Annotated in this window: 19 protein-coding genes; 12 read left to right on the forward strand and 7 right to left on the reverse strand. The window is 67.7% G+C overall.

Annotated elements, in window-relative coordinates; genetic code table 11:
* A complete protein-coding gene (locus A5658_RS26495; RefSeq protein WP_067342401.1) occupies nt 1-843 on the forward strand; it encodes a MaoC/PaaZ C-terminal domain-containing protein in 843 nt (280 codons plus the stop codon).
* Here A5658_RS26495 and A5658_RS26500 read toward each other — a convergent pair.
* The 3 genes from A5658_RS26500 to A5658_RS26510 all read right to left on the reverse strand — a co-directional run bounded on the left by A5658_RS26500 (nt 829) and on the right by A5658_RS26510 (nt 3,899).
* Nucleotides 829-2,064: a chloride channel protein gene (locus A5658_RS26500; protein ID WP_067342404.1), complete on the reverse strand. Its 1,236-nt coding sequence runs from the start codon at nt 2,062-2,064 to the stop codon at nt 829-831. The genes A5658_RS26495 and A5658_RS26500 overlap by 15 nt on opposite strands.
* A gap of 4 nt (nt 2,065-2,068) precedes the next feature.
* Nucleotides 2,069-2,698, reverse strand: coding sequence for a TetR/AcrR family transcriptional regulator (locus tag A5658_RS26505; protein WP_067342406.1), 630 nt, complete (start codon nt 2,696-2,698; stop codon nt 2,069-2,071).
* A gap of 61 nt (nt 2,699-2,759) precedes the next feature.
* Nucleotides 2,760-3,899: a glycoside hydrolase family 3 N-terminal domain-containing protein gene (locus tag A5658_RS26510; protein WP_067342408.1), complete on the reverse strand. Its 1,140-nt coding sequence runs from the start codon at nt 3,897-3,899 to the stop codon at nt 2,760-2,762.
* 75 nt (nt 3,900-3,974) lie between these two features.
* On the opposite strand from A5658_RS26510, the gene A5658_RS26515 reads away from it, so the two are divergent.
* The 5 genes from A5658_RS26515 (at nt 3,975) to A5658_RS26535 (ending at nt 11,903) form a co-directional block, all read left to right on the forward strand.
* Nucleotides 3,975-4,148, forward strand: a complete 174-nt coding sequence (locus A5658_RS26515; RefSeq protein ID WP_067342410.1) for a DUF2613 domain-containing protein — start codon at nt 3,975-3,977, stop codon at nt 4,146-4,148.
* A 13-nt stretch (nt 4,149-4,161) separates the two neighbouring features.
* Nucleotides 4,162-8,391, forward strand: a complete 4,230-nt coding sequence (locus A5658_RS26520) for a DUF3367 domain-containing protein (protein ID WP_231997455.1) — start codon at nt 4,162-4,164, stop codon at nt 8,389-8,391.
* 116 nt (nt 8,392-8,507) lie between these two features.
* Nucleotides 8,508-8,801 carry a hypothetical protein gene (locus A5658_RS26525; protein ID WP_067342412.1) on the forward strand — a complete coding sequence of 98 codons (294 nt, stop codon included), beginning with the start codon at nt 8,508-8,510 and terminating at the stop codon, nt 8,799-8,801.
* 3 nt (nt 8,802-8,804) lie between these two features.
* The gene (locus tag A5658_RS26530; RefSeq protein WP_067342414.1) at nt 8,805-10,433 is read left to right on the forward strand and encodes an alpha/beta hydrolase; all 1,629 of its coding nucleotides are present in this window, start codon (nt 8,805-8,807) and stop codon (nt 10,431-10,433) included.
* Between the two features lie 36 nt (nt 10,434-10,469).
* Nucleotides 10,470-11,903: a lipase maturation factor family protein gene (locus A5658_RS26535; protein WP_067342417.1), complete on the forward strand. Its 1,434-nt coding sequence runs from the start codon at nt 10,470-10,472 to the stop codon at nt 11,901-11,903.
* 19 nt (nt 11,904-11,922) lie between these two features.
* Here the strand turns inward: A5658_RS26535 and A5658_RS26540 are convergent, their stop codons facing one another.
* Entirely contained in the window at nt 11,923-13,572 is a 1,650-nt protein-coding gene (locus A5658_RS26540) for an acetolactate synthase large subunit (RefSeq protein WP_067342419.1), read from the reverse strand.
* 80 nt (nt 13,573-13,652) lie between these two features.
* On the opposite strand from A5658_RS26540, the gene A5658_RS26545 reads away from it, so the two are divergent.
* Complete coding sequence (locus tag A5658_RS26545) at nt 13,653-15,026, forward strand: NADP-dependent succinic semialdehyde dehydrogenase (RefSeq protein ID WP_067342420.1); 1,374 nt, start codon at nt 13,653-13,655, stop codon at nt 15,024-15,026.
* Between the two features lie 52 nt (nt 15,027-15,078).
* Here the strand turns inward: A5658_RS26545 and A5658_RS26550 are convergent, their stop codons facing one another.
* Nucleotides 15,079-16,014, reverse strand: coding sequence for a R2-like ligand-binding oxidase (locus tag A5658_RS26550; protein WP_067342422.1), 936 nt, complete (start codon nt 16,012-16,014; stop codon nt 15,079-15,081).
* A gap of 9 nt (nt 16,015-16,023) precedes the next feature.
* The gene (locus A5658_RS26555) at nt 16,024-16,698 is read right to left on the reverse strand and encodes a TetR/AcrR family transcriptional regulator (protein WP_067342425.1); all 675 of its coding nucleotides are present in this window, start codon (nt 16,696-16,698) and stop codon (nt 16,024-16,026) included.
* Nucleotides 16,699-16,857: 159 nt separating this feature from the next.
* Here A5658_RS26555 and A5658_RS26560 point away from each other — a divergent pair, with 159 nt between their 5' ends.
* From A5658_RS26560 to A5658_RS26570, 3 genes are read left to right on the forward strand one after another with little or no spacing between them, the layout of a single operon-like run.
* Nucleotides 16,858-18,693 carry an acyl-CoA dehydrogenase gene (locus A5658_RS26560; RefSeq protein WP_067342525.1) on the forward strand — a complete coding sequence of 612 codons (1,836 nt, stop codon included), beginning with the start codon at nt 16,858-16,860 and terminating at the stop codon, nt 18,691-18,693.
* Between the two features lie 57 nt (nt 18,694-18,750).
* Nucleotides 18,751-19,731 (forward strand): phosphotriesterase, encoded by a 981-nt coding sequence (locus A5658_RS26565; RefSeq protein WP_067342427.1) that lies wholly within the window; start codon nt 18,751-18,753, stop codon nt 19,729-19,731.
* Complete coding sequence (locus A5658_RS26570; RefSeq protein ID WP_067342430.1) at nt 19,728-21,194, forward strand: AMP-binding protein; 1,467 nt, start codon at nt 19,728-19,730, stop codon at nt 21,192-21,194. The genes A5658_RS26565 and A5658_RS26570 overlap by 4 nt, the downstream gene beginning before the upstream one ends.
* Here the strand turns inward: A5658_RS26570 and A5658_RS26575 are convergent.
* Complete coding sequence (locus tag A5658_RS26575; RefSeq protein WP_067342432.1) at nt 21,160-22,323, reverse strand: acyltransferase; 1,164 nt, start codon at nt 22,321-22,323, stop codon at nt 21,160-21,162. The genes A5658_RS26570 and A5658_RS26575 overlap by 35 nt on opposite strands.
* Before the next feature lie 185 nt (nt 22,324-22,508).
* Between A5658_RS26575 and A5658_RS26580 the strand changes: the two genes are divergently transcribed.
* Together A5658_RS26580 and A5658_RS26585 are read left to right on the forward strand one after the other, a co-directional pair.
* Nucleotides 22,509-23,753, forward strand: a complete 1,245-nt coding sequence (locus A5658_RS26580; protein ID WP_082993435.1) for a DUF3068 domain-containing protein — start codon at nt 22,509-22,511, stop codon at nt 23,751-23,753.
* Between the two features lie 12 nt (nt 23,754-23,765).
* The gene (locus tag A5658_RS26585; protein ID WP_067342437.1) at nt 23,766-25,460 is read left to right on the forward strand and encodes a hypothetical protein; all 1,695 of its coding nucleotides are present in this window, start codon (nt 23,766-23,768) and stop codon (nt 25,458-25,460) included.
* The last annotated feature ends 38 nt before the right edge of the window (nt 25,461-25,498 follow it).

Here is a 25,498-nt window from a genome sequence, read left to right on the forward strand (position 1 = left end):
GTGACACAGCCAAGCGGTCTTCGGAACATGCTGCGCGCGGCAGCGGGGGCGTTGCCGTTCGTGCCGCGCGGCGGGACGCTGCCCGACCGGACCGTGACGATCGACGAGCTGCCCATCGATCGCACGAACGTGGCCGAGTACGCGGAGGTCACCGGGCTGCGTTACGGCGACGCGGTGCCGCTGACGTATCCGTTCGCGCTCGCCTTCCCGACCGTGATGTCGCTGGTAACCGGATTCGACTTCCCTTTCGCCGCAATGGGTTCCGTACATCTGGAAAACGAGATCACCCAGTACCGCCCGATCCGGGTGAGCGACACGGTCAAGATCGCCGTGCACGCGGAGAACTTGCGCGAGCACCGCAAGGGCCTGCTTGTGGACGTTCTCACCGACGTCAGCGTCGGCAACGAGGTGGCCTGGCACCAGGTCACGACGTTCCTGCACCAGCAACGGACCAGTCTGTCCGACGAGCCGAAGCCGCCGCCGCAGAAGCAGCCGAAGTTACCTGCGCCCAAGGCGATCCTGCGGATCAGCCCCGGCCAGATTCGTCGGTACGCCGCGGTCGGCGGTGACCATAACCCCATCCACACCAGTTCGGTCGGCGCCAAGCTGTTCGGTTTCCCCACCGTGATCGCGCATGGAATGTTCAGTGCGGCAGCGGTATTGGCGAACCTGGAGGCCAGCCTCCCGGATGCGGTGACCTACGCGGTACGCTTCGGCAAGCCGGTGCTGCTGCCGGCCAGTGCCGGGTTGTACGTCGACCGGGTCCAGGACGGCTGGGACCTCAGCCTGCGCAACATCTCCAAGGGCTACCCACACCTGACCGGGACACTACGGGCGCTTTAGCGGGCCGCGTTCGACCAGCCGCGAGAGGCCGTAGGAGCTGAGCGCGCCGGCCAGGAACACCAATCCCAGCCACAGCGGTGGGCGGGCGAGCTCCCAGACGAAGATCGCCGCCCAGAACGGTGTGCCCTGGGTGATCGCCAGCACACCGGCCGCGCCGGCCATCGAGATGGCCGGACCGTGAAAGTGTGTCCCGGCAGCGGCGTTGATCGCCAGCACGAACAGCGTTCCGGCCGCAGCGCCGGTGGCAAGCGCGGGGGTGAGCAGCCCGCCGACCGCGCCGGCGCGCAGAAACGCCGCCGTCAGAACGGGTTTTAGCACCAGGACCGCGGCGGCGACCGGCAGCGTCATCCCACCGGCCAGCGACGCGGTCAGGATCGACTTGCCGTTGCCGGGCAGCTCGGGCCACCAGTGCGAACAGATACCGGTCAGCAAGCCGGCGGCGGCGATCGACGGGACCACCAACCACGATCGGCTCAGCGCACGCGTGCTGGCCGCGGCCATCAGTCGATTGAACGCCAAGCCCAACACCAGGCTCAGCGGACCCAGAGTGATCGCGTATCCGATCAGCAGGTAAGACGTCTGCGGGTTGGGCCAGTAGAGATTTGGCCGATTGTGCGAAACGAACGAGGCGACCGACACGGCCAGGCTGGAGGTGATCAGCGCGGCCCCGATCGCGCGAGGATGCCAGGTCTTCAACATGATTCGCAGGGTGAACAGCGCCCCGCCAAGCGGCACCGCGTAGACCGCACCCAGGCCGGCCCCAGCCGCGCAGGCCAGCAGAAGCTCCCGGTCTTGCGCCGACAACCGCTTGAGCCAACCCGTCGCGAAATCTCCCAGCGCGGCGGCCAGCTGACGCGGCGCGCTCTCGCGTCCCAACGATGCACCGGAGCCGACCACCAGCACCTGCAGCAAGGCGTCGAAGCCGAACGGCAGCAAGCGAATACGTTGATCTTTCTTGATGGCCGACGAGAGTTGCGGCACGTCGGCCCGCGACCGGAGAAACCACCAGCCCAGCCCGGCGAGTGCGCCTCCGATCATCGGGCCCAGCGCGACGCGCGGCAGGCTGCTCGCCGACACGGCCTGCAGCAGAGAGCCGAAGCTGTAGTGGTAGGCGAGGTGCTCGATGGAGCGCAACACCAGCGATGTCGTCAACCCGGCACAGCCGGCCAGCAGCCCGACGATCACGACCGCACACGCGAAATCGGTGTTGCGGCTACGCATTCAACTAGTCGAACTCGGCGAGCGGTTCGGCGGCGTCTTTGTCGGTCGGCTTGCCCTTCAGACCGCGCCAGAACAGGTTGATCATCACTTCGGCGGCGCCGTCGACGTCGGTGTCGCCGGTGCTGAGCCGGGTGGCGATCGCCTCACCGGCGCCGACCAACGCGGCCGCGATCATCTCGAAGTCGGTGTCGGGTTCGGGATTCCGGGTACCGGCCTGCAGCACTCGCACCACCAACGCAATGATCCGCTCGCGTCCCTCGCGCACGGTATGGGCGAATGCCTGCGAGTTGGTGGCCTGGGTGTACATCACGATCCAGGACGCGCGGTTCGCGTCGATGTAGCGCATGAACGCGACAATTGTGTTGTGCAGCAGGTCTCTCGGACTCTGGTCGAGGTTGATGTCAGCGCGTACCGCGTCGATGAATCGCGCCAGTTCGCGGTCCAGGCAAGCGCCGAACAGGTCCTCTTTGGAGCCGTAGTACAGGTAGAGCATCGGCTTGGAGATCTCGGCTTTGGCCGCGATGGCGTCCATCGAGGTGTCGTGATAGCCGTTGATCGAGAACATTTCCACTGCGGCGTCGAGCATCTGCTGTTCTCGGACAGCACGAGGCAGCCGCTTGGTACCACCTGCCATGCTGTCCCCTTCTAGCCAACGCGCCCATCCAGGGTAAGCAATCCGGGCGCGCTCCGCCCGATTACCGGCCGCAATCCGCCTTGTGGCCCTTGACCTTCGCGATCCGTTGCACCGACGCGTCGACGCCGGAAACCGTCAACTCCCCTGCGGCGACGGCCTTCTCCAGCCGATCCAACACCGCGGGTACCTCGTCGGTGGTGACCCACAGCGCGACGTCGGTGCCGGCCTGCAGCGTCTTCAGGACCGCGTCGGGCACGCTGTAGCGGTCCTTGATCGCCAGCATGCTGGACAGGTCGTCGCTGAAGATCGGGCCGTCGAACGCCGGTGCCTGGTAGCCGGTGCCGGTGCGCAGCAGCTGCACGGCGGCCCGGTTGACGCTGGCCGGCTCGTCGCCGGTGAGCCCGGGGACCTGCAGGTGGCCGACCATCACGCCGATCGGCGCGGCCGTCACCAGCGCCCGGTACGGAATCAGGTCGTCGTTCTGCAACTGCGACAGCGGCGGCGTGGTGACCCCGCCGGTGTGCGAGTCGCCGGACCCGTGCCCGTGGCCGGGGAAATGCTTGATCACCGGCAGCAATCCGGCGTCTCGCAGGCCGCGGGCGTACTGGCGGGCGTATTCGGTGACCTTCGCGGGGTCCGAACTGAACGACCGGTCGCCGATCACCGTGTCGTCGGGGGCGTTGGTGACGTCGACGTCCGGCGCGAAGTCGACGGTGATGCCGAGGCCACGCATCTTGTGCCCGCGGTCCAGCGCCAGGCCGTAGACCTGATCAGGAGTCTGCGTCTGGGCCAGCAGCCGCGCCGACGGCGCCGGGCCGATCAGCTTGGACAGCCGGGCCACCCGGCCGCCCTCCTCGTCGACGCTGACCGCCAGCGGCAGCGCGGTGCTGGCGCTGAGGTCCTTGTCGAGGTTGGGCCCCAGCATCGACATGTCGGTCCAGCTGCCGATGAAGATGCCGCCGACGTGGTAGGCCGTCACCACGGCCTTGGCGTCGTCGCCGTTGCGCACACCGACCATCAGCAGCTGGGCCAGCTTGTCACGCAGCGGGATGGCGGCGGGGTCGCCGCAGGCCGGCTTGGCCGGCGGTTGGGCTTTGACCGTCGACGAGGTGGTCGGCGCAGGCTGCCGCGAGGCATGGCTGCACCCGGTCATCAGCGCGGTGACCGCGGCGAGCACGGCCAGGATGCGTGGCAAACCCATCCGGCCATGCTGTCATGCGGTTCGCGGCCTGCGGTGGGGAGGCTGCGACCTCGGGCTCTGCTAGGTTGGGCAGCTATGAATCGCTTTGTTGCGCCCGCCGCCGCGAGTGTCGTGGTCGGCCTGTTGCTGGGGGCAGCCGCGATCTTCGGGATCACGTTGATGGTGCAGCAGGACACCAAGCCGCCGCTCCCCGGAGGCGACCCGCAGTCGTCGGTGCTCAACCGGGTCGAGTACGGCAACCGCAGCTAGCCGCCCGGCGACGATGCGGGCCGAGCAGCGGCCCGAAAAGGAGCCGGGCAATCAAGCTCAAGCCGTTGTGGCGTTGTCGCGACGGTGGCTGTGGTTGGTCGCCGCGGTGGCGCTGGCCCTGAGCTTCGGCTCGTCGCCGGGACGAATCTCCCCCGACACCAAGCTCGACCTCACCGCCAACCCGCTGCGTTTTCTGGCCCGCGCCACGAATCTGTGGAACAGCGAGCTGCCGTTCGGACAGGCGCAGAACCAGGCGTACGGCTACCTGTTCCCGCACGGCACCTTCTTCGTCGCCGGCCACCTGCTGGGGTTGCCGGGCTGGGTGACCCAACGACTGTGGTGGGCGCTGCTGCTGACCGTCGGGTTCTGGGGGCTGCTGCGGGTGGCCGAGGTACTCGGCATCGGCAGCCCGACGTCGCGGGTCGTCGCGGCCGCGGCGTTCGCGTTGTCGCCGCGGGTGCTGACCACGCTTGGGTCGATCTCGTCGGAGACCCTGCCGATCATGTTGGCGCCGTGGGTGCTGCTGCCGACGATCATTGCGTTGCGCAGCAACGATCCAGCGCGCTCGGTGCGACGGCTGGCCGGTCAGGCCGGGGTGGCCGTCGCGCTGATGGGTGCCGTCAACGCGATCGCGACGCTGGCCGGGTGCCTGCCGGCGATGATCTGGTGGGCGTGCCATCGACCTAACCGACGGTGGTGGCGCTACACCGGGTGGTTGCTGCTCGCGATGACGCTGGCGGTGGCGTGGTGGCTGGTCGCGCTGATCCTGATGGCCCGGATCAGCCCGCCGTTCCTGGACTTCATCGAATCGTCCGGGGTGACGACGCAGTGGTCGTCGGTGGTCGAGGTGCTCCGCGGCACCGACAGCTGGACACCGTTCGTGGCGCCCAATGCCACCGCGGGCGCTTCGCTGGTGACCGGGTCGGTGGCGATTCTGGCCACCTGCTTGGTGGCGGCGGCCGGGTTGGCCGGCCTCGCCATGACGGGCATGCCGGCGCGTGGCCGGTTGGTGACGATGCTGCTGCTCGGCATGGCGCTGCTCGGCGTCGGATACAGCGGCGGGCTGGGTTCGCCGGTGGCGCAACAGGTTCAGGCGTTCCTCGACGCGGGCGGCGCGCCGCTACGCAACGTACACAAGCTGGAGTCGCTGATCCGCATCCCGCTGGTGTTGGGGCTAGCTCAGCTGATGGGCCGGGTCCCGCTGCCCGGGTCGGTACCGAAACAGTTGTGGCTGACCGCTTTTGCCCACCCGGAACGCGACCGGCGGGTCGCGGTCGGAATGGTGGTGCTGACCGCGCTGACGGCCGCGACGTCGTTGGCGTGGACGGGCCGGATCACCCCGCCGGGCACGTTCGCCGCGATACCGCGGTACTGGCATGACACCGCCGACTGGCTGACGGCGCACAACACCGGGTCGCCGACTCCGGGCCGCGTGCTGGTGGTGCCCGGTGCGCCGTTCGCCACCCAGTTGTGGGGCAACAGCCACGACGAACCGTTGCAGGTGCTGGGTGACAGTCCGTGGGGTGTGCGCGATTCGATTCCGTTGACCCCACCGCAGACGATCCGCGCACTGGACTCGGTGCAGCGCCTGTTCGCCGCCGGAACACCGTCGACAGGGCTCGCCGATACGCTTGCCCGCCAAGGCATTTCATATCTCGTGGTGCGCAACGACCTGGACCCGGACACGTCGCGCTCGGCCCGCCCGATCCTGGTGCACCGGGCGATCACCGGCTCGCCGCGGCTGACCAAGGTCGCCGAATTCGGCGACTCGGTCGGGCCCGGCCCGGTGTCGGGCTTCGTCACCGACAGCGGGTTGCGGCCGCGCTATCCCGCGGTCGAGATCTACCGCGTGGATGTGCCGACCGGTGGTCCGTATCTGGCCGACGTCGAGCAGTTGCCCCGCGTCGACGGCGGACCCGAGGCGCTGCTGCGGCTCGACGAACGCCGCCGGCTGTCCGGTCAGCCGCCGCTGGGTCCGGCACTGCTGACCGCCGACGCGGTGGCGGCGGGCCTGCCGGTTCCGGTTGCCACGGTGACGGATACGCCGCTGGCCCGCGAGACCGACTACGGCCGGGTCGACGATCACTCGTCGGCGATCCGGGCGGCCGGGGACGCGCGGCGGACCTTCAACCGGGTGCCCGACTATCCGAGCCCGGGCGCCGACACCGTCTACGGCGCCTGGACGGGCGGCCGGTTGACCGCCTCCAGCTCATCGTCCGATTCGACGGCGCTACCCGACGTCGCCACCGCCGCATCACCCGCCGCGGCGATCGACGCCGATTCGGCGACCGCGTGGGTGTCCAACGCGCTGCAGTCGGCGGTCGGCCAGTGGCTGCAGGTCGACTTCGACCATCCGGTGACCAACAGCGTCATCACGATCACCCCCAGCGCCACCACCGTCGGCGCCCAGGTCCGCCGGGTCGAGATCGAAACCGCCACCGGCACAACGACACTGCGATTCGACGAGGCGGGCAAGCCGGTCAGCGGGGCACTGCCGTACGGGGAGACCCCCTGGGTGCGGATCACGGCGATAGGCACCGACGACGGATCGCCCGGAGTGCAGTTCGCGATCACCGACCTGTCGATCACCCAGTACGACGCCAACGGCTTCGCGCATCCGATCAACATCAGGCATACCGCGCTCGTCCCCGCTCCTCCCCCGAATGCCGCTGTCGCGCAATGGGACTTGGGGTCTGAGCCGCTGGGCAGACCGGGCTGCGCGATGGGCCTGACCAACGTGCAGTGCGCGCCTTCGATGGCGCTGGCCGCCGAATCGCCGGCCACCTTCAGCCGCATGTTGAGCGTGCCGGCGCCGATGTCGGTGATGCCGAAGATCTGGGTGCGGGCCCGCTCGGGTCCCAAGCTGGCCGACCTGGTTGCCGAACCCGACACCACGCAGGCCCACGGCGACTCCGATTCGGTCGACATCCTCGGCGCGGCCTACGCCGCCACCGATGGCGACCCGGCCACCGCGTGGACGGCGCCGCAACGGGTGGTGCAGCACAAGACGGCCCCGACGCTCACCCTCGCCCTGCCCCAGCCCACCGAGGTGAGCGCGATACGCGTGGTGCCCAGCTCGTCGCCGGTGCCCACCCACCCGACGATGGTGGCCGTCGACCTCGGCGACGGCCCGCAGGCGCGAAGACTGGAAACAACTGGGCCGCAAACACTTTCGCTAAAGCCCCGGGTGACCGACACCGTCACGATCAGCCTGCTGGACTGGAAGGACGTCATCGACCGGACCGCGGTGGGCTTCGACCAGCTCAAACCACCCGGGTTCGCCGAGATCGCGGCGCTCGGCACCGACGGCAAACCGATCGCCAGCGCCGACGCCGCGCGCAACCGGGTTCGGGGGATCGCCATCGACTGCGAGCACGGTCCGATCATCGCGATCGCGGGTCGCTTCGTGCGCACCGAGGTCCACACGACGGTCGGCGCACTGCTCGACGGCGCCCCGATCACCGCCCGGCCCTGTGACCCGCAGCCGATCGAGCTGCCCACCGGCCAGCAGGAGTTAGTGATAAGCCCCGGGCCACAATTCGTCGTCGACGGCGCGGAGCTGACCGGTCCGCGGGCCGCCCCGTCCGGCCACGCCACACCGGTGAGGACGGGCGCATGGGGCCCGGCCCGCCGCGAAGTGCACCTGACAGAGGCCAGGACGGCGCAGGTGCTGGTCGTGCCGGAAAGCATCAGCCCCGGGTGGGTGGCGCGCACCAGCACCGGAACTCGTCTGAAAGCGTTGGCAGTCAACGGGTGGCAGCAGGCCTGGTTGGTGCCGGCCGGAACGGCGGGCACGATCACGCTGGCCTTTGCGCCCAACTCGCTGTACCGGGTCGGCCTCGCGGGTGGGTTGGCGCTGCTGCCTCTGCTGGCCCTGCTGGCGTGGTGGCCGCAACGCCGCCGCCCGCCAGACGATCCCGCAGCCCACCCGTGGGCGCCCCGCCTCTGGGCGGCCGCCCCGGTCCTGGCGGCCGGCGGTCTGATCGCCGGGGCCGCGGGCATCGCGGTGTTCGTCGCCGCGCTCGGTGTGCGATGGGTGCTGCGCACCCGTCCCGACCGGCGCGACACCGTCACGCTGTGGCTCAGCGCCGGTGGGCTGATCCTGGCCGGCGCGGCGCTGTCCCGTCACCCGTGGCGGTCGGTCGACGGCTACGCGGGCCATTCCGTCTGGGTGCAACTGCTGGCACTGATTTCCCTTGCCGCGCTGGCGGCCTCGACCGTGAAGCGCACGGCTGAGCGCTAACGCCCAGCTGTGCATAGGGCACCGATTCCCGGGGTTGTCCACCGCCGAGTGACTTGCAGCGCCGCTGCGCTGCTGTTAGGCGGATAGGCAACGCTTTTCCCGTGAGGTGGTGACACATGGCGATCTTTGGGATCGACCTGGAGGCATTGGCCGGCTCGGCGGCACACGTCGCCGGGCAGGGTGACGATCTGGCGAGCGCGCACCTGGCTTCGGACAACCGGATCGCCGGCGCCGAGTCGGGCTGGGTGGGCGCCTCGGCCGTGGCGCTAGGCACGACCGCGGCCACCTGGCTGCAGACGTCGCGGCGACTGCTGACCCGGGTCGGCGATCACGCGCTCGAGCTGGCCGGCGATGGAATCGTCTTCGCCGCAATGGAAACCGAGAACGCCGCCACGCTGGGTCCGGTCTGACCCGTGACCCTCACGGTCGCCGACATCGATCGGTGGAGCGCCGAGGCCGTGCGCGAGGTATTCCACGCGGCCCTCGCGCGCGGGGAGGCGACGTTAGAGGCTGCGCGCCAACTCAATTCGTTGGCGGTGTTCGACAGCTGGCAGGGCGAGACCGCGCAGGCCCGGCGGCACGCCAACGCGTCGATACGCCTCGACCTCGATGCACACGGCAACGAGTCGCTGGCGGTCGCGCGCGCGGCCGGTAAGGCAGCCGACGACATCGCCCACGTGCAGTCGGCGCTGGCCGCGCTGCGCCGCGATGCTGCCGAACTGGAGATGACGATCAACTGCTCCACCAACGCCGTGGTAGCGAGTTCGAGCTTCAGCGGACCGCCGGTGGCGGCGTTGATCGCCGAGATGCAGCTGCAGCGCCGACTGGATGCGATTGTCGCAGAGGCGGATTCGGCCGACCGTGAGCTGGCGGGCGCCATCGACATGGCCGACGGCGATCGGCCGATACCGCCGGGACCGCACGACAATCGGACCCGCATCCAGGCGGCGTTGTCGTCGCCGCTGCCCGCCGATCCTCAACAGTTCAATGCGCTGTGGTCGCAGCTCACCGGCGAAGAGAAGGACTGGCTGTACAGCCAAGACCACGCGATCGGCAATCACCCGGGAATGCCCTGGGATTCCCCGGACCACCTGGGCAAGGACCACTACAACCGGATGCATCTCGACGAGCTAGCGCAGCAGTCCCAGTCCGACGTCGACCGGATACAGCGCAACCTCGACGACGTGATGAGTGCGCCGCACGTCGACGACGGCGCGGTCTACGCGTTGCAGTCGCAACTGAGCGCCGCCAGAGGCCGCCTCGCGGGTTATGCCGCGGTGCGCGCCACCTTGACCAACCAGCCGAGGCGGTACCTGGGACTGCTGGACGAGGACGGCCGCGGCGCCGTGTCGATCGGAAACCCGGATACCGCCCGCCGCAACGCGGTCTTCGTCCCGGGCACCGGCCAGGGCCTGGCCCGGCTGCGGTTCAGCGACGACAAAGCGATGGCGATGTACAGCGCCGCGCTGCTTGCCGACCCGAAGCTTCGGCCGGACGACGTGGCGGTGACGACATGGATGGGTTACGACCGCCCAATGGATCTCAGCCATGCCGCCTTCCCGCAGCCGGCTCGCGGCGGCGCGGACCGCTTGGACGCGTTCGAAAACGGGCAGCGGGCGTCCCATGTCGGCGCGCCGTCCGTCGACACCGTGATCGGCCACAGCTACGGCTCGACCGTGGTCGGTGAGGCCGCGGCGGGCGGGCACCACCTCGACGTCGACAATGTCATCGCGGTGGGTAGCCCCGGCATGATGGTCGACCGCGCCAGCCGGCTGGACCTGCACGGCGGCGCGCACGTGTACGTGATGCGGGCGCAGAACGACGCGATCAGCATGGGCGGCGCCGTCACCGAGTGGACGTTGGGAGCCGACCCGATCGCACCCGGCTTCGGCGCAGGGCGGCTGGCCGCCGACCCGGGTCCCGTCGGTCCGCTGGGGCTACCCAGCGTCGCCGCGCACAGCAGCTACTGGCAGGACGGCAACATCGCACTGCGAAACTTCGGCGCCGTCATCGCCGGGGTCCTACCGTCGGTGCAGCAGTAACGTTTTTCCGCCGATCAGACGGGTACGCGCGACAACATGGCCTGGGTGAACGCACCGGAGTATTGGCTGAGCCGGCTGATACTCGAGCGTGGCATCGCGGTCATCTACGTGTTCGCGTTTGTCGCGGCCGCACGGCAATTCCGTGCCCTGATCGGCGAGCGGGGGCTGCTGCCCGTGCCGCGGTATCTGGCCCGGCAGTCGTTCGCGCAATCGCCGAGCATCTTCCACCTCCACTATTCGGACCGGTTCTTCGCGACGGTCGCGTGGTCGGGCGCGGCCCTGTCGGCGGCGATGGCCGCGGGACTGGCCGACGTGCTGCCGCTGTGGGCGGCCGTCGTGGCATGGCTGCTGCTGTGGAGTCTGTACCTGTCGATCGTGAACGTCGGCCAGACGTGGTACTCGTTCGGCTGGGAGTCGTTGATGCTCGAAACCGGGTTCCTGGCAACGTTTCTCGGCAACGACCGGACGGCTCCGCCGGTGCTGGCCATGTGGCTGGCCCGCCTGCTGCTGTTTCGGGTCGAATTCGGCGCGGGCCTGATCAAGCTTCGCGGCGACCCCTGCTGGCGCGATCTGACCTGCCTGGACTACCACCATGAGACACAGCCGATGCCGGGGCCGCTGAGCTGGTTTTTCCATCATCTGCCCAAGCCGCTGCACCGGGTCGAGGTCGCAGGCAACCACGTCGCGCAGCTGATCGTCCCGTTCGGCCTGTTCGCCCCGCAGCCAGTGGCCAGCATCGCCGGGGCGATCGTCGTTGTCACCCAATTGTGGCTGGTGGCCTCCGGCAACTTCGCCTGGCTCAATTGGTTGACGATCCTGCTGGCCTTCAGCGCGATCGACGCCTCGTCGCTGTCGGCGATAGTGCCGATTCCGCACCAGCCCGCGATGGTCGATATGCCGCGCTGGTTCACCGCGCTGGTCGTCGCGTTCACGGTGCTGACGTTGATGCTGAGCTACTTGCCGGTGCGCAACATGCTGTCACCTCGACAGCGGATGAATATGTCGTTCAACGCCTTTCATCTGGTCAACACCTACGGGGCGTTCGGGAGCGTCGGGCGTGTCCGCCGTGAAGTGGTGATCGAGGGTACCGACGAGTCGGACGTCACCGAGCGGACCGTGTGGAAGGAATACGAATTCAAAGGAAAACCCGGCGGGGTGCGGCGGTTGCCCGCGCAGTGGGCGCCCTATCACCTCCGCCTGGACTGGCTGATGTGGTTCGCCGCGATCTCGTCGCAGTACGCCTACGCATGGTTTCGCCCGTTCGTCACACGGCTCCTGCAGAATGACCGAGCAACGATAAAGTTGCTGCGCCACAATCCTTTTCCCGACGCCCCGCCGCGCTACGTGCGCGCGCAGTTGTACCGGTACCGCTTCACCACCGCGTCGGAACTCCTGCATGAGCACGCCTGGTGGCATCGCACCCTGGAAGGTCAGTACCTGCCGCCCACCAGGCTGGATCACGGAGCGTAAGTTTTGTGTCGCGTCGGCCCTACAGCGTCTCGTCGAGTTCACCGAGCCGGTCGATCAGCCGCATATTCTCGGAGTAATCGACCGGGCAACAGATCAGCGACACCCCGTCGTCCGCGAGCGCGGCCTGCAGTGTGGGCAGCAACTCGTCGGCTTTGTTGATCCGATACCCGTTGGCCCCAAAACTTTCCGCGTACTTGACGATGTCGGGGTTGCCAAATTTCACGTAGTGGTGCTCGCCGAGCTCAAGATCCATTTTCCACTCGATCAGACCGTAGCCGCCGTCTACCCAGATCAGCACGACCAACGGGATCTTCTCGCGGACGGCGGTCTCGATCTCCTGCGAGTTCATCAGGAATGCGCCGTCGCCGGCCACCGCCAGCACTTTGGAGTCCGGCTGGGCCAGCTTGACCCCCATCGCGCCCGGGAGTGCGAAGCTCATGGTGGACAGCCCATTTGAGATCAGGCACGTGTTGCGCTCGTAAGTCGGATAGAGCCGGGCCATCCACATCTTGGTGGCACCGGTGTCCACTAGCACCACGTCGCTGCGACCGAGTGCCGCGCGGGTGTCGGCCACTACCCGAGCGGGCGCCAACGGGTACCGCGAATCCTGTTGTCCCCGTTCGAACTCCTCGTCGAGCAGGCCGGATCCCGGAATGTCGGGGTCGGCGGCGAAGACGTGGTCGTCGAGCGCCTCGGTGAGCGCGTCGAGCGAGGCGCTGATGTCACCGATGATCCCGACATCCACCGAGTAGTGCACGTCGACCTCGGCCGGGAAGCGGTGGATGTGGATGATCTTCTTGTCCGCCTTGGGATTGATCCGGACGGGATCGAACTCCTGCAGCTCATAACCGACCGCGATGACGACGTCGGCGTTGTCGAACCCGAAGTTCACGTAGTCGTGCCGCATGAATCCGAGCGTCCCGATGCCATTGGGGTGGTCGTCGGGCATCACGCCTTTGCCGTGAAAGGTGCTGGCGACCGGGATCTCGAATTTTTCGGAGAACCGCACCAGGGCGTCGGTCGCGTCGGAGCGGGCAGCGCCGTGCCCCGCCAGCACCACCGGGCGTTCGGCCTCGCGCAGGATGTCGACGGCACGTGCCACCTGACGGAAAGCGGGCGCGTCCGCGCGAACGACGTTGCGCGGCAACGGCCCCAGGTCGGGATAGTCGGCATCATCTGCATCTATGTGCTCGGGCACCGCCAGGTACACCGCGGCCGGCCGTTCGGTCTCGGCGAGCTTGAACGCCTTGCGCACCATCTCCGGTATCGCCCGCGCGGTCGGGATGTCGGCGGCCCAGCGGGTGATCGGCGCGAACATCGAGACCAAGTCGACGTACTGATGCGACTCCTTGTACTCGCGGTCCTGGCCGACCTGGGCGGAAATCGCGACCAGCGGCGTGCTGTTGGTGGTGGCGTCGGCGACGCCCAGTTGCATGTTGATCGCACCCGGTCCGAGGGTGGACGAAACCACAGCGGCCCGGCCGGTGACCCGTCCGTACATCTCGGCCATGAACGAGGCCGCCTGCTCGTGTCGGGTGAGGACATAGCGGATGTTGGACGCGGCCAGCGCCTGCACGAAGCGAATGTTCTCCTCGCCCGGGAGGCCGAAGACCACCTCGACGCCCTCGTTTTCCAGGCACTTGACTATCAGCTCGGCGGCTTTGCTCATCCCGGCACCTCCCTTTTGGCCACGATAGTGGCAGGCTGGGTGTTGGACTTTTGCAAACCCTCCCAACGAAGGAGTGCAGCGTGGGCATCGCGACCATCAACCCAGCCACCGGCGAGACAGTCAAGACCTTCACCCCCGCTACCGACGCCGACGTCGAGGCCGCGATCACCCGCGCTCACGAACGGTTCCTCGACTACCGGCACACCACGTTTGCCCAGCGCGCCGAGTGGGCAAACGCCACCGCGGACCTGCTCGAAAAAGAGGCCGACGAGGTCGGCGCGATGATGACCCTCGAGATGGGAAAGACCCTGAAGTCGGCCAAGGCCGAAGCGCTCAAGTGCGCCAAAGGTTTTCGCTACTACGCCGAGAACGCGGAGAAGCAGCTGGCCGACGAGCCGGCCGAGGCGTCCAAGGTCGGCGCGAAGCGGGCCTACACCCGCTGGCAGCCACTGGGCGTCGTGCTGGCCGTGATGCCGTGGAACTTCCCGTTGTGGCAGGCCGTGCGGTTCGCCGCGCCCGCACTGATGGCCGGCAACGTCGGCCTGCTCAAGCACGCTTCCAACGTGCCGCAGTCGGCGCTGTATCTCTCCGACGTGATCGCTCGCGGCGGCTTTCCCGAAAACTGCTTCCAGACGCTGCTGGTGTCGTCGAAAGCGGTCGAGGGCATCCTGCGTGACCCCCGCGTCAAGGCCGCCACGCTGACCGGTAGCGAGCCGGCCGGCCAGGCGGTCGCCGCCATCTGCGGCGACGAGATCAAGCCCACCGTGATGGAACTCGGCGGCAGCGACCCGTTCATCGTCATGCCGTCGGTGGACCTCGACGAGGCCGTCAAGACCGCGGTCACCGCCCGGGTGCAGAACAACGGCCAATCCTGTATCGCCGCCAAACGCTTCATCGTGCACACCGACATCTACGACGCCTTCGTCGACAAGTTCGTCGAGAGGATGAAAGAACTCAAGGTCGGCGACCCGACCGACCCTGACACCGACGTGGGCCCGCTGGCCACCGAATCCGGCCGCGACGAGATCGCCAAGCAGGTCGAGGATGCCGTCGCCGCCGGAGCGAAGGTGCGCCTCGGCGGCGAGAAGCTCGACCAGCCCGGCTGGTTCTACCCGCCGACCGTGGTCACCGAGATCACCAAGGACATGGCGCTCTACACCGAAGAGGTGTTCGGCCCGGTCGCGTCGATGTACCGGGCCTCTGGCATCGACGAGGCGATCGAGATCGCCAACGCCACCACGTTCGGGCTCGGCTCGAACGCGTGGACCAACGACGAAGCCGAGCAGGAACGCTTCATCGACGACATCGAGGCGGGGCAGGTCTTCATCAACGGCATGACGGTGTCCTACCCGGAGTTGGGGTTCGGCGGCGTCAAGCGGTCGGGCTACGGCCGTGAGCTGGCGAACCTCGGCATCCGCGCGTTCTGCAACGCCAAGACGGTGTGGGTGGGCTAAGCGTTTTGGCGCGAGCAGTCTCCCGCAAGCGGGAGGTGCCCCCAGCTCGCGGTTACACGGCCGCGAGGGCCTTGGCGTCCTCGTCGGCGAAGGTGTCTTCCAGTTGCACCGGCGAGTAGTCGAGGTCGATCTCGCCGAGCGGACGGCCACGCGCACTGGAGATCGTGCCGAACCTGCGCATGCCCTTGTCCGCGGCGTACTGCATGAACTCGTCCTGGACCAGATCGAACGGCATCACCTCGAACAGCGCGAAACCCTGCACGGTGGCGTCGAGGGCGAGCGGCATCAGCTCGTTCATCCGGTTTTCGAAGACCGTCCAGTTGGTGTCGTCGGCGGCGACGTGGCGACGGCAGGTGAAGGTGCCCCACGCCATGTGACGGCGCTCGTCGTCGCCGATGCGACGCACCAATTCCTGCATCCCGGGCAGGATTCCGCGCGTCACGCAGATCTTGTGCCAGGCGTAGTAACCGGTCAGCGCGAGCATGCCCTCGACGACGTGGTTGTAGGTGACCGACGCCCGGATCTGGGCCGCGGGTGACGGATCCGACGACAGGGCGTTGAGGCAGTCCGGCAACTCGTCGTAGAACATCGTCCGGTACGCCGGGAGTGGCTCCAAGTAGCTCTGCAAATCCCCGGTCATCCCGACGGCGTCGAGCCAGAGCCGGAAGACCTGGGTGTGCTTGGCCTCCTCGAAAGCGAACTGGGTCAGGTACATTTCGTCGCCGAGCCGGCCCTCTTCGCGCATCGCGGCCATGAACGGCTGGATGTCCTCGGTGACTGCTTCCTCGCCGGCGATGAACTGCGCGCACAACCGGGTGGCGAAATCGCGTTCGTCGTCGTTCAGTTTTTCCCAGTCGGCGCGGTCGCGGGAGAAGTCGATGTCGGCGGGATTCCAGAACTTGGCGTTGCCACCGGCAAACAGCTTGAGCGGCAAGCTGTCCCAGTTGAGCCCACCGGCGACCAGTGAATTCGAACCAGTGCGTGTCATCAGACCTCCTCAGATCCTTTGCGGCTGACTTGTTGTGCTGTCTACGGAAGCGAACGCGGCCGACAACACGGCCACCAGGCGGCGTACCGCCAGCGCCGGCTGTTCGGGGCTGGGTTCGTCCAGGCCGAGGATCGGGTCGAGCCCGCGCATGTACGGCGCCAGCGCCAGATGCGGAAAGATCAACAGCAGCAACGACATCAACGCTTCGGTGTCGGCATCTTTGCGGAAGTCGCCCCGCAGCTGGGCCTCACGGACCAGCGGCCGCAGCACTTCCAGGTAGTGCCGGTGGATGACGCTGCGCACGCTGATCCGGGCATCGGTGTCTACTTCGAGGCTCGCCGCCGCGTGCAGTGAGCGCTCGTGTGGGTGGTCGGCGAAGTAGGCGATCCACACGTCGAGCCAGTCGGTCAGGAATTCGAAGAACGGCCGCGTCGAGTCGAGCTCCGCGATCCGGGTCTCCATGTAGGCCCGCACCCGCAGGCTGGCGACGTCGGCGATGAACGCGTACAGGTCGCGTTTGTCGGCGAAGTATTGGAACAGGCTGCCTTTGGCCACGCCCGCCCGCCGCGCGATCACGTTGAGGCTGCCGCCGGAGAAGCCGTGCGCACCGAACTCCGCCTCCGCGGCCTCGATCACCGCGGCGCGCCGCGCCGGGTCGACGCGAGCCCACGTGACCGTTGGCATTGCCCTCCTCCGGTGAATGACCACTGGTCATTTTACTGTGAGCCACGTCACTTCACAAGGGGTCGCGGAAAACGATCCGACAACGCGTGATGTCCGATCCCCCCGAAATCACCTCCTGAGATGGCAATTCCCGACATACTGCTGCGCAAGGAGGGGTTCATGGGGCATTACAAGGCGAACCTGCGTGACATCGAGTTCAATCTTTTCGAGGCGTTAGCGCTCGGCGAGGTGCTGGACTCGGGCTCGGTCGGCGAACTCGACAGCGCCACCAGCCGGGAGATTCTGGCCGAGGTGGCCCGCTTCGCCCAGGGCCCGGTCGCCGAGTCGTTTGTCGCCGCCGACCGCGAGCCGCCGGTGTTCCTGCCCGACCAGCACACCATCACGGTGCCGGACCCGATTCGCAAGACGGTGCAAGCGATCTGGGACGCCGAATGGTGGCGCCTCGGAGTAGCACCCGAGATCGGTGGCACCGCGGTGGCACGCGCCGTGACGTGGGCGGCGCTGGAGATGATCATCTGCGCCAACCCCGCGCTGTTCTTCTTCTACGCCGGACCGCCGATGGCCGACATCCTCTACGAGCTCGGCAACGACAAGCAGCGCGAGCTGGCCCAGGCTGCAATCGAAAAACGTTGGGGCGCAACGATGGTGCTGACGGAGCCGGACGCCGGCTCCGACGTGGGCGCCGGGCGCACCAAGGCCATCGAGCAACCGGACGGCTCCTGGCACATCGAAGGTGTGAAACGTTTCATCTCCGGAGGCGACCTCGGCGACACCGTCGACAACATCCTGCACCTGGTGCTGGCGCGCCCCCAGGGGGCGAGTGCCGGCACCAAGGGCCTCAGCCTGTTCGTCGTTCCTAAGCACCTGTTCGACTGGGACAACTTCGAAATCACCGGCCGCAACGGCGTTTTCGCTACTGGACTCGAGCACAAGATGGGCTACAAGGCCTCGCCGACATGCGAGTTGACGTTCGGTGCGCACGGTCTTCCCGCCAAGGGCTGGCTGGTCGGCGACATTCACGACGGCATCGCGCAGATGTTCAAGGTCATCGAGAACGCGCGGATGTTGGTCGGCATCAAATCGTCGGGCACGCTGTCCACCGGCTACCTCAACGCGCTCGAGTACGCCAAGACACGGATCCAGGGCGCCGACATGACGCAGATGCTCGACAAGAACGCGCCGCGGGTGCCGATCACGCGTCACCCGGACGTGCGCCGCTCGCTGATCATGCAGAAGGCCTACGCCGAGGGACTGCGGGCGATCTACCTCTACACCGCGGCGCATCAGGATCCCGCTGTCGCCGAGGCGGTTTCGGGCGCCGACGCCGACGTGGCGAGCAGGGTCAACGATCTGCTGCTACCCATCATCAAGGGCGTCGGCTCCGAGCGGGCCTACCAGTACCTGACCGAATCGCTGCAGACCTTGGGCGGTTCGGGCTTCCTGCAGGACTACCCGATCGAGCAGTACATCCGTGACGCCAAGATCGACTCGCTCTACGAGGGCACCACCGCGATCCAGGCGCAGGACTTCTTCTTCCGCAAGATCGCACGTGACAAGGGCGTGGCGCTGGCGCATGTCGCCGGGCAGATCCAGTCGTTCATCGACAGCGACGAAGCCGACCAGCGGCTGAAGGTGGAACGCGCCTACCTGAGCACCGCCCTAGAGGACGTGCAGGCGATGACCGCGACCCTGACGGGATACCTGATGGGAGCGGCCGAAGCGCCCGGCGATCTGTACAAGATCGGCCTCGGCTCGGTGCGCTACCTGCTCGCCGTCGGCGATCTGCTGATCGGCTGGCAGCTACTCTGGCACGCCGAAATTGCCTTGCGGGCACTAGGTTCCAGTGTCGCCGCCAAGGATCAGGCGTTCTACGAGGGCAAGATCGCCGCCGCCCAGTTCTTCGCGGGCAACGTGCTGCCGGAGATCACGGCCACCCGCGGGATCCTGACCCGCACCTCGACGGCGCTGATGGATCTCGACGACGACGCTTTCTGACCCGCGCATCCCACGAACTGCCCACGGCGGCGGATCGGTCGTCCTAGAGTCGGCTGCGTGTCGTTAGTGAATACCGCTTCCGGACCTGTCAACACCACCGATATCGGCGTCACGCTCATGCACGAGCACGTGTTCATCATGACGACCGAGATCGCGCTGAACTACCCGGAAGCGTGGGGCGACGAAGACAAACGGGTGGCCGACGCCATCGCCCGGCTCAACGAACTGAAGTCGCGCGGCGTCGACACCATCGTCGACCTCACCGTGATCGGGCTGGGCCGCTACATCCCGCGGATCGCCCGGGTCGCCGCGGAGACCGACCTGAACATCGTCGTCGCGACGGGCTTGTACACCTACAACGACATCCCGTTCCGGTTCCACTACGAGGGGCCCGGGGGGATGCTGGACGGCCCGGAGATCATGACCGACATGTTCGTCCGCGACATCGAGGAAGGCATCGCCGACACCGGCATCAAGGCGGGAATCCTCAAGTGCGCCACCGACGAACCGGGTATCACCCCCGGCGTCGAGCGGGTGCTGCGGGCGGTGGCCCAGGCCCACAAGCGCACCGGCGTGCCGATCTCGACGCATACCCACGCGGGGCTGCGACGCGGGCTCGAGCAGCAGAAGATCTTCGAAGAAGAGGGTGTCGACCTCAGCCGGGTGATCATCGGACACTCCGGCGACAGCACCGACGTCGGCTATCTCGAGGAGCTGATCGCCGCCGGCTCCTATCTCGGGATGGATCGGTTCGGCATCGACGTGATCCTGCCGTTCGAGGAACGGGTGGGCATCGTGGCGACGATGTGCGAGCGCGGGCACGCCGACAAGATGGTGTTGTCCCACGACGCCAACTGCTACTTCGACGCGCTGCCCGAGGATTTGGTGCCGCAGATGGCGCCGAACTGGCACTACCTGCACATCCACAACGACGTCATCCCCGCCCTCAAGCAGCGTGGTGTCACCGACGAGCAACTGCACACAATGCTTGTCGAGAACCCGCGCCGGATCTTCGAGCGGCAGGGCGCCTACTCGTGACGGCGCCGGTCCCGCCGATCGGCACCCAGATCTCCGCGCTGGCGGCACTCGCGCCCGACGAGCCGGCGGTCACGTGCGACGGTCACACGCTGACCCGCGGCGAGCTCGACCGCTCGACGAACCGGTTGGCCCGCGCCTACGCCGAACGCGGTGTGGGCGTCGGCGACTACGTGACGATGGTGTTGCCCAACTCGATCGAGTGGATCCAGGCGGCGGTGGCGTGCTGGAAGCTGGGCGCGGTGCCGCAGCCGCTGTCGGCTCGGCTGCCCGACGCGGAGCTCGCCGCGCTGTTGGAGCTGCGGCCCCCCAAGCTGCTCGTCGGCCGGTCACATCCCGAGATCACTAGTGTGCCAATAGGATTCGAGCCCGACCCGTCGCTGCCCGAGGAGCCGCTGCCCGAAGCGGTATCGCCGGTGTGGAAGGCGATGGGCTCAGGCGGCAGCACCGGCCGGCCGAAACTCATCGAGTCCGGTGGTGACAGCCGGATACCGGCGGCGATCGGCTATCCATTGGGCGCCGAAGAGGGCGACATCACGCTTGTCCCAGTTCCGTTGTCGCACAACACCGGTTTCACCACCGCGACCATCGCGCTGCTGATGCGTCACCACCTGATCCTGATGAGCCGGTTCGAGCCAGCGACGTTCTTGCGCCTGATCAGCGATTACGGCGTCACTTTCCTGACGACGGTGCCGACCATCATGCAGCGGGCGCTGCCGGTGTACCACGACAATCCTGACGCGTTCGACCTGTCGTCGTTGCGACGGTTCTGGCATCTGGGCGCGCCGTGTCCGCCTGCGATCAAGCAGGCCTGGATCGACCTGCTCGGCCCGGAGAAGGTCTGGGAACTCTACGGCGGCACCGAATTGCAGGCGCTGACGTTCATCTCGGGTGACCAGTGGCTGGCGCATCGCGGCTCGGTCGGCATCGTCGTGGCCGGCGAGATGAAGGTGCTCGACGACGACGGCAACCCGTGCCCGCCGGGTGAGGTGGGCGAGATCTATATGCGCCCCAGCCCGGGCAGCGGTCCTACCTATCGCTACGTCGGCGCGACCGCGAAGTCGCGCGACGGCTGGGATTCACTCGGCGACCTGGGCTACTTCGACGCCGACGGGTTCCTCTACATCTCCGATCGCCGGGTCGACATGTTCACCGTCGGCGGCCGCAACGTGTATCCGGCCGAGATCGAGGCCGCGCTGTCGGAGCATCCGGATGTGCTGTCCTGCTTGGTCGTTGGCGTTCCCCACGAAGACCTGGGGCAGGTACCCTACGCGCTGGTCCAACCCCGCGGGGCGCTCGGCGAGCATGCGGTGCAGGAGTTTCTGCGCGACCGAGTCGCCGGCTACAAGGTGCCCACAACCGTCGAGTTCGTCGACACTCCACTGCGCGACGACGCCGGCAAGGCCCGCCGCTCGGCGGTCCGCGACGAGATCATGGCGCGATTGCGTCTTCTTGACGCGGGCTGACCTTCGCATCCGGGCGTGACTGGTGGCGAGTTTCCCAGCGCCGCAACGCTTCCCGGCATGGTGATTCGACCAACGCGTAGCTCACCGCGGAAATCGCGATCGTGAAGACCAGCGTCAGCACCAGCACCTCGGGCATGTGTCCGTGGAACGCGAACTGTCCGATCACCGGGAACACCATCGTCAGCGCGGCGAGATGCCAGATAAAGATTCCATAGGACCAGCGGCCCAGTGTCACCATCGGCGCGCTGCCCAGGAACCGGTGGCTGTCGTCGGGCCGGTCGAGCACCAGCGGCGCCACCAGCCCCGCGGCCACCAACGCGCCCATCGCGGTCTTCACGGTGAATTCCGCGTTACTGCTCGGCACCAGCCCGGCCGGGCCCGCCAACGGCGACGCCGCAACCAGGTAGGCCACCAGCACCACGGCGGCCATCAGCAGCCGGTTCCGAGCGAGTCGGTGCGGCCAACCGGACGGGCGGTAGATCCACTCGGCGAGCAGCATCCCGGCGGCGAACCACGAGAAGAACGCCGGCGGCCACGTCAACGGATTCAGGCCGGGCGAAGCATGAAACGGGATCCAGCCCCAAAACAGGCTCGCGGCGGCCACGGTCGCGATCGCCGGGATTCGGGCGCGCACCGGCAGCCGGGCGGCCAGCATCGCGAGGAGCGGCAACGCGAGATAAAACGTGACCTCGACCGACAGGCTCCACATCTGGGTGAGCCCGGCGGTCAGCGTCAGCGGGACGTAGACCTGGGTGAGCGATAGATTCGCCAGCCACACCGTCAGGTTCGGGTGGTTGCCGTCCGGCAGCAGCGTCAAAATCACCACGACCGCAACCAGGTATGCGGGCATGATGCGGACCACCCGCGACCGCAGATAGCGTCCGGTGGCAGGGCGCGGCGCCAGACCGCGCGCCGCGGCGGCGTGGCTACGCCACAACAGGAATCCGGACAGCGCAAAGAACACCGCGACCGCCAGATCGAAGCGGCCGAACAGCCGACCGTCGACGCCGCTGGAATGCCCGGTATCGAACGCGACGTGGGTGATGACGACGCCGATCGCGGCGCACGCCCGCATGCCTTCGACGGCGGGCAGGAACTTGCGGGTGCCGCCCACGTCTTCGTCAGTCATAGCGACAGTCTGCCCGGCACCCGATTTGCCCGCGGCTTTCCATATAAGGGCACGTCAATCAAGACCTTAAATAATGCTGTTAGGGTCGAACGAGTTTTGCTTCGCCGCAGCGCGGTAGGCGGGTGTAACCCCAGGTCGTCAGGGGTACAGGGACCGGACGAGACCAGAAGGAGGGTCACGCCAACGTGAACCGAGCAGTCATGTTGCGGATGGCCGCGTGCGGGATCATGGGACTCGGAGCCGCGTTGTTGATCGCCGCGCTGCTGTTGTGGACCTACACCGGCAGCAGGATCACCAAGATTCCGCTCGACGTAGATGCGTCGCTGATCGCCGAAGGCAACGGGACGGTCGTCGACCCCGCTTCCCTGTACAGCCCGAAGCTGGTCGTGGACAAGAACGTCCCGGTGGTGTCCCAGCAGCAGATCGACGTGGAATCCCCCGCCAACGCCGACGTGGTCACGTTCCAGGTCGGTAGCTCGGTGCGGCGCAGCGACAAGCAGAAGGATTCCGGTCTGCTGCTCGCCCTGGTCGACACGGTCACGCTCAACCGCAAGACGGCGTCGGCGGTGTCCGACGACACCCATCCCGGTGGCGCGGTCCAGAAGCCGCGCGGATTCAAGGACGAAAGCCCGGCGACCAACATCGCGCTGCCGCACGAGGGGTTGTCCTACCGTTTCCCGTTCCACACCGAGAAGCGGTCCTACCCGTACTTCGACCCGATTGCGCAGAAGGCGTTCGAGGCCAACTACACCGGCGAAGAAGACGTCAACGGTCTGACCGCATACAAGTTCGTCCAAGACGTGGGCTACGACGCCGACGGCAAGCTCGCCGAGCCGGTCAGGTACCCGTCGTTGTATGCCGACGACGCAGACAGCAAGGTCACCAACTCCGCGGAGATGTGGGGCCTGCCGGGCGATCCGGACGAGAAGATCACCATGACCCGCTACTACGCCGCGCAGAAGACGTTCTGGGTGGACCCGGAGTCGGGGACGATCGTCAAGAAGCAGGAGCGCGCCAACCACTATTACGCGCGTGACGCGTTGAAGCCCGAGGTGACGCTGGCCGACTACAAGGTCACCTCCACCGAAGAGACGGTCGAGTCGCAGGTCAACGCCGCGCGCAACGAGCGCGATCGGTTGGCGCTGTGGTCGAGGGTGCTGCCGATCACGTTCACCGCCGCGGGAGTTATCGCCTTGATCGGCGGGCTGCTGCTCGGCTCGTTCAGCCTGCGGACCGAGACCGCGTTGAACGAATCGGACGCGGAAGGCGACGACCACGGGTTCTTCGGGCGCGGCGAGCCACCGCCGGCGCGAGTGCCCGGCGCCGAAGCCGAGACCGAGAAGATCCCGACGCCGCCCAAGGACGTGAAGCGAGACGGCCCGTCGAGTTCGGGAGGTCCTTCGCCGTCTGGGTCGCCCGATCTTCCCTAGCTAGCCCCGAGCGTGCGCTGGTCTCGTCCGGGGTATGCGCTGGCGTTGGCGCTGCTGGTGGTGGCGCCGCTGCTGAGCCCCGGCTATCTGCTGCTGCGCGACGCGGTGTCCACGCCAAGGTCGTATCTCACCGATAGCGCCCTCGGGCTGGTCTCGGCTCCGCGCGCGACGCCGCAGGATTTCGCGGTCGCGCTGGCCTCCGGCGTGGTCGACGGCGGCGTCGTGGTGAAGGCGCTACTTGTCTTGGGTCTGTTTGTGGCCGGCTGGGGTGCCGCCCGCCTGGCGGCGCTGCTGGTACCGGAATCCGGTGCGGGAGGCGAATTCGCGGCGATCACGTTGGCGATCTGGAATCCCTATGTCGGCGAGCGACTGCTGCAGGGACATTGGAGTCTGCTGCTCGGATACGGGTGCCTGCCCTGGGCGGCGACGACCGTAGTGTCGTTGCGGACGAGCGAAACGCTTTCGCGAACAGGCATTTTCAGGTTGGCATTCTGGATCGCGCTGGCCGGCTTGACCCCGACCGGGTTGATTCTGGCCGCCGTCGTCGCCTTGACGTGTGTCGCGGTGCCGGGTACCGGCATGTCACGTCGCCGTTGTGCCGCAATCACATTGGGCACCGCCGCGGTGGGCGCGCTACCGTGGCTGACGGCGTCGGCCCTGGGCCTGTCGGCGTCGGATATGTGGGCGCACACGCCGGGGATCGCCGCGTTCGCGGCCCGCGCCGAGCCGGGCCTCGGCACGCTGGGCAGCCTGGCCAGCCTGGGCGGGATCTGGAACGGTGACGCGGTACCAGCCTCGCGTGCAACGTATTTCGCCCTGGTATCCGCTTTTGTCATGCTCGCGATGGTGGCCGCCGGTTGCGTCGCGCTTGCCCGGTGTCGCGCGGTGCGGCCGTTGCTGGTGCTGGCAGCAGTGTCGGTGCTGATTCCCGCTGCGCTGGCCACCGGCCCGGGTTTGGCCGTCCTGCACGCGGCGGTCGAGGCCGCGCCCGGACTGGGGGTGCTGCGCGACGGGCAGAAGTGGGTCGCATTGGCGATGCCCGGCTACGCATTGGCCGGTGCCGGCGCGGTGCTGACGTTACGACGCTGGCTGCGACCGTTTTCGGCAGCCCTGCTGTGCTGCCTCGCTCTGGTTCTGTCGTTGCCGGACTTGGCTTGGGGCGCAGGGGGAAAGGTCGCGTCGGTGCACTACCCGGGCGACTGGTCGGCGGTCGCGGCGGTGATCAACCGCGAGCCCGCCGAGGTCGCGGTGTTGCCGGCCGACACCATGCGGCGGTTCACCTGGTCCGGGCCGGCGCCGGTGCTGGATCCGCTGCCGCGCTGGCTACGCGCCGACGTGTTGATGACGGGCGACCTGACGATCTCCGGGACGACGGTGCTGGGAGAGGGCGACCGAGCCCGTGACGTACAGCGACTGCTGCTGGCCGGTGCCGACCCCGATCAGATACGTGCGGCCGGTGTGGGCTGGTTGGTGGTCGAGATGGGTACGCCCGGCGACATGAGCACGGCCGCAGAGACTTTGGATCGACTGCCCGTTGCGTATCGCGGGCGAGACCTGATGCTGTATCAGGTCGGCGGGAACACCGGAGGCGCATCGGCGGGTCGGCGAGCGGTGGTGATCGTCGCGCATCTGGCGTGGCTGGCGATGCTGCTCGGCGGAGCGGCGGGGTCGGCGGTCGGTGTCAGGCCGCGATCGCCGGTGGTGTGACCCCGCGACACCTTTTGGTTTATTGGGGCTGACGGCGC

This window comes from Mycobacterium sp. 1245111.1, from assembly GCF_001673405.1.
Classification (GTDB): Bacteria; Actinomycetota; Actinomycetes; order Mycobacteriales; family Mycobacteriaceae; genus Mycobacterium.

Bases quoted from the DNA above. Each gene is read 5' to 3' on its own strand.
- A5658_RS26550 (WP_067342422.1), bottom strand. From the start codon at position 16,014: ATGACACGCACTGGTTCGAATTCACTGGTCGCCGGTGGGCTCAACTGG.
- A5658_RS26510 (WP_067342408.1), bottom strand. From the start codon at position 3,899: ATGGGTTTGCCACGCATCCTGGCCGTGCTCGCCGCGGTCACCGCGCTG.
- A5658_RS26515 (WP_067342410.1), top strand. From the start codon at position 3,975: ATGAATCGCTTTGTTGCGCCCGCCGCCGCGAGTGTCGTGGTCGGCCTG.
- A5658_RS26525 (WP_067342412.1), top strand. From the start codon at position 8,508: ATGGCGATCTTTGGGATCGACCTGGAGGCATTGGCCGGCTCGGCGGCA.
- A5658_RS26560 (WP_067342525.1), top strand. From the start codon at position 16,858: ATGGGGCATTACAAGGCGAACCTGCGTGACATCGAGTTCAATCTTTTC.
- A5658_RS26540 (WP_067342419.1), bottom strand. From the start codon at position 13,572: ATGAGCAAAGCCGCCGAGCTGATAGTCAAGTGCCTGGAAAACGAGGGC.
- A5658_RS26575 (WP_067342432.1), bottom strand. From the start codon at position 22,323: ATGACTGACGAAGACGTGGGCGGCACCCGCAAGTTCCTGCCCGCCGTC.
- A5658_RS26500 (WP_067342404.1), bottom strand. From the start codon at position 2,064: ATGCGTAGCCGCAACACCGATTTCGCGTGTGCGGTCGTGATCGTCGGG.
- A5658_RS26555 (WP_067342425.1), bottom strand. From the start codon at position 16,698: ATGCCAACGGTCACGTGGGCTCGCGTCGACCCGGCGCGGCGCGCCGCG.
- A5658_RS26535 (WP_067342417.1), top strand. From the start codon at position 10,470: ATGGCCTGGGTGAACGCACCGGAGTATTGGCTGAGCCGGCTGATACTC.
- A5658_RS26520 (WP_231997455.1), top strand. From the start codon at position 4,162: ATGCGGGCCGAGCAGCGGCCCGAAAAGGAGCCGGGCAATCAAGCTCAA.
- A5658_RS26505 (WP_067342406.1), bottom strand. From the start codon at position 2,698: ATGGCAGGTGGTACCAAGCGGCTGCCTCGTGCTGTCCGAGAACAGCAG.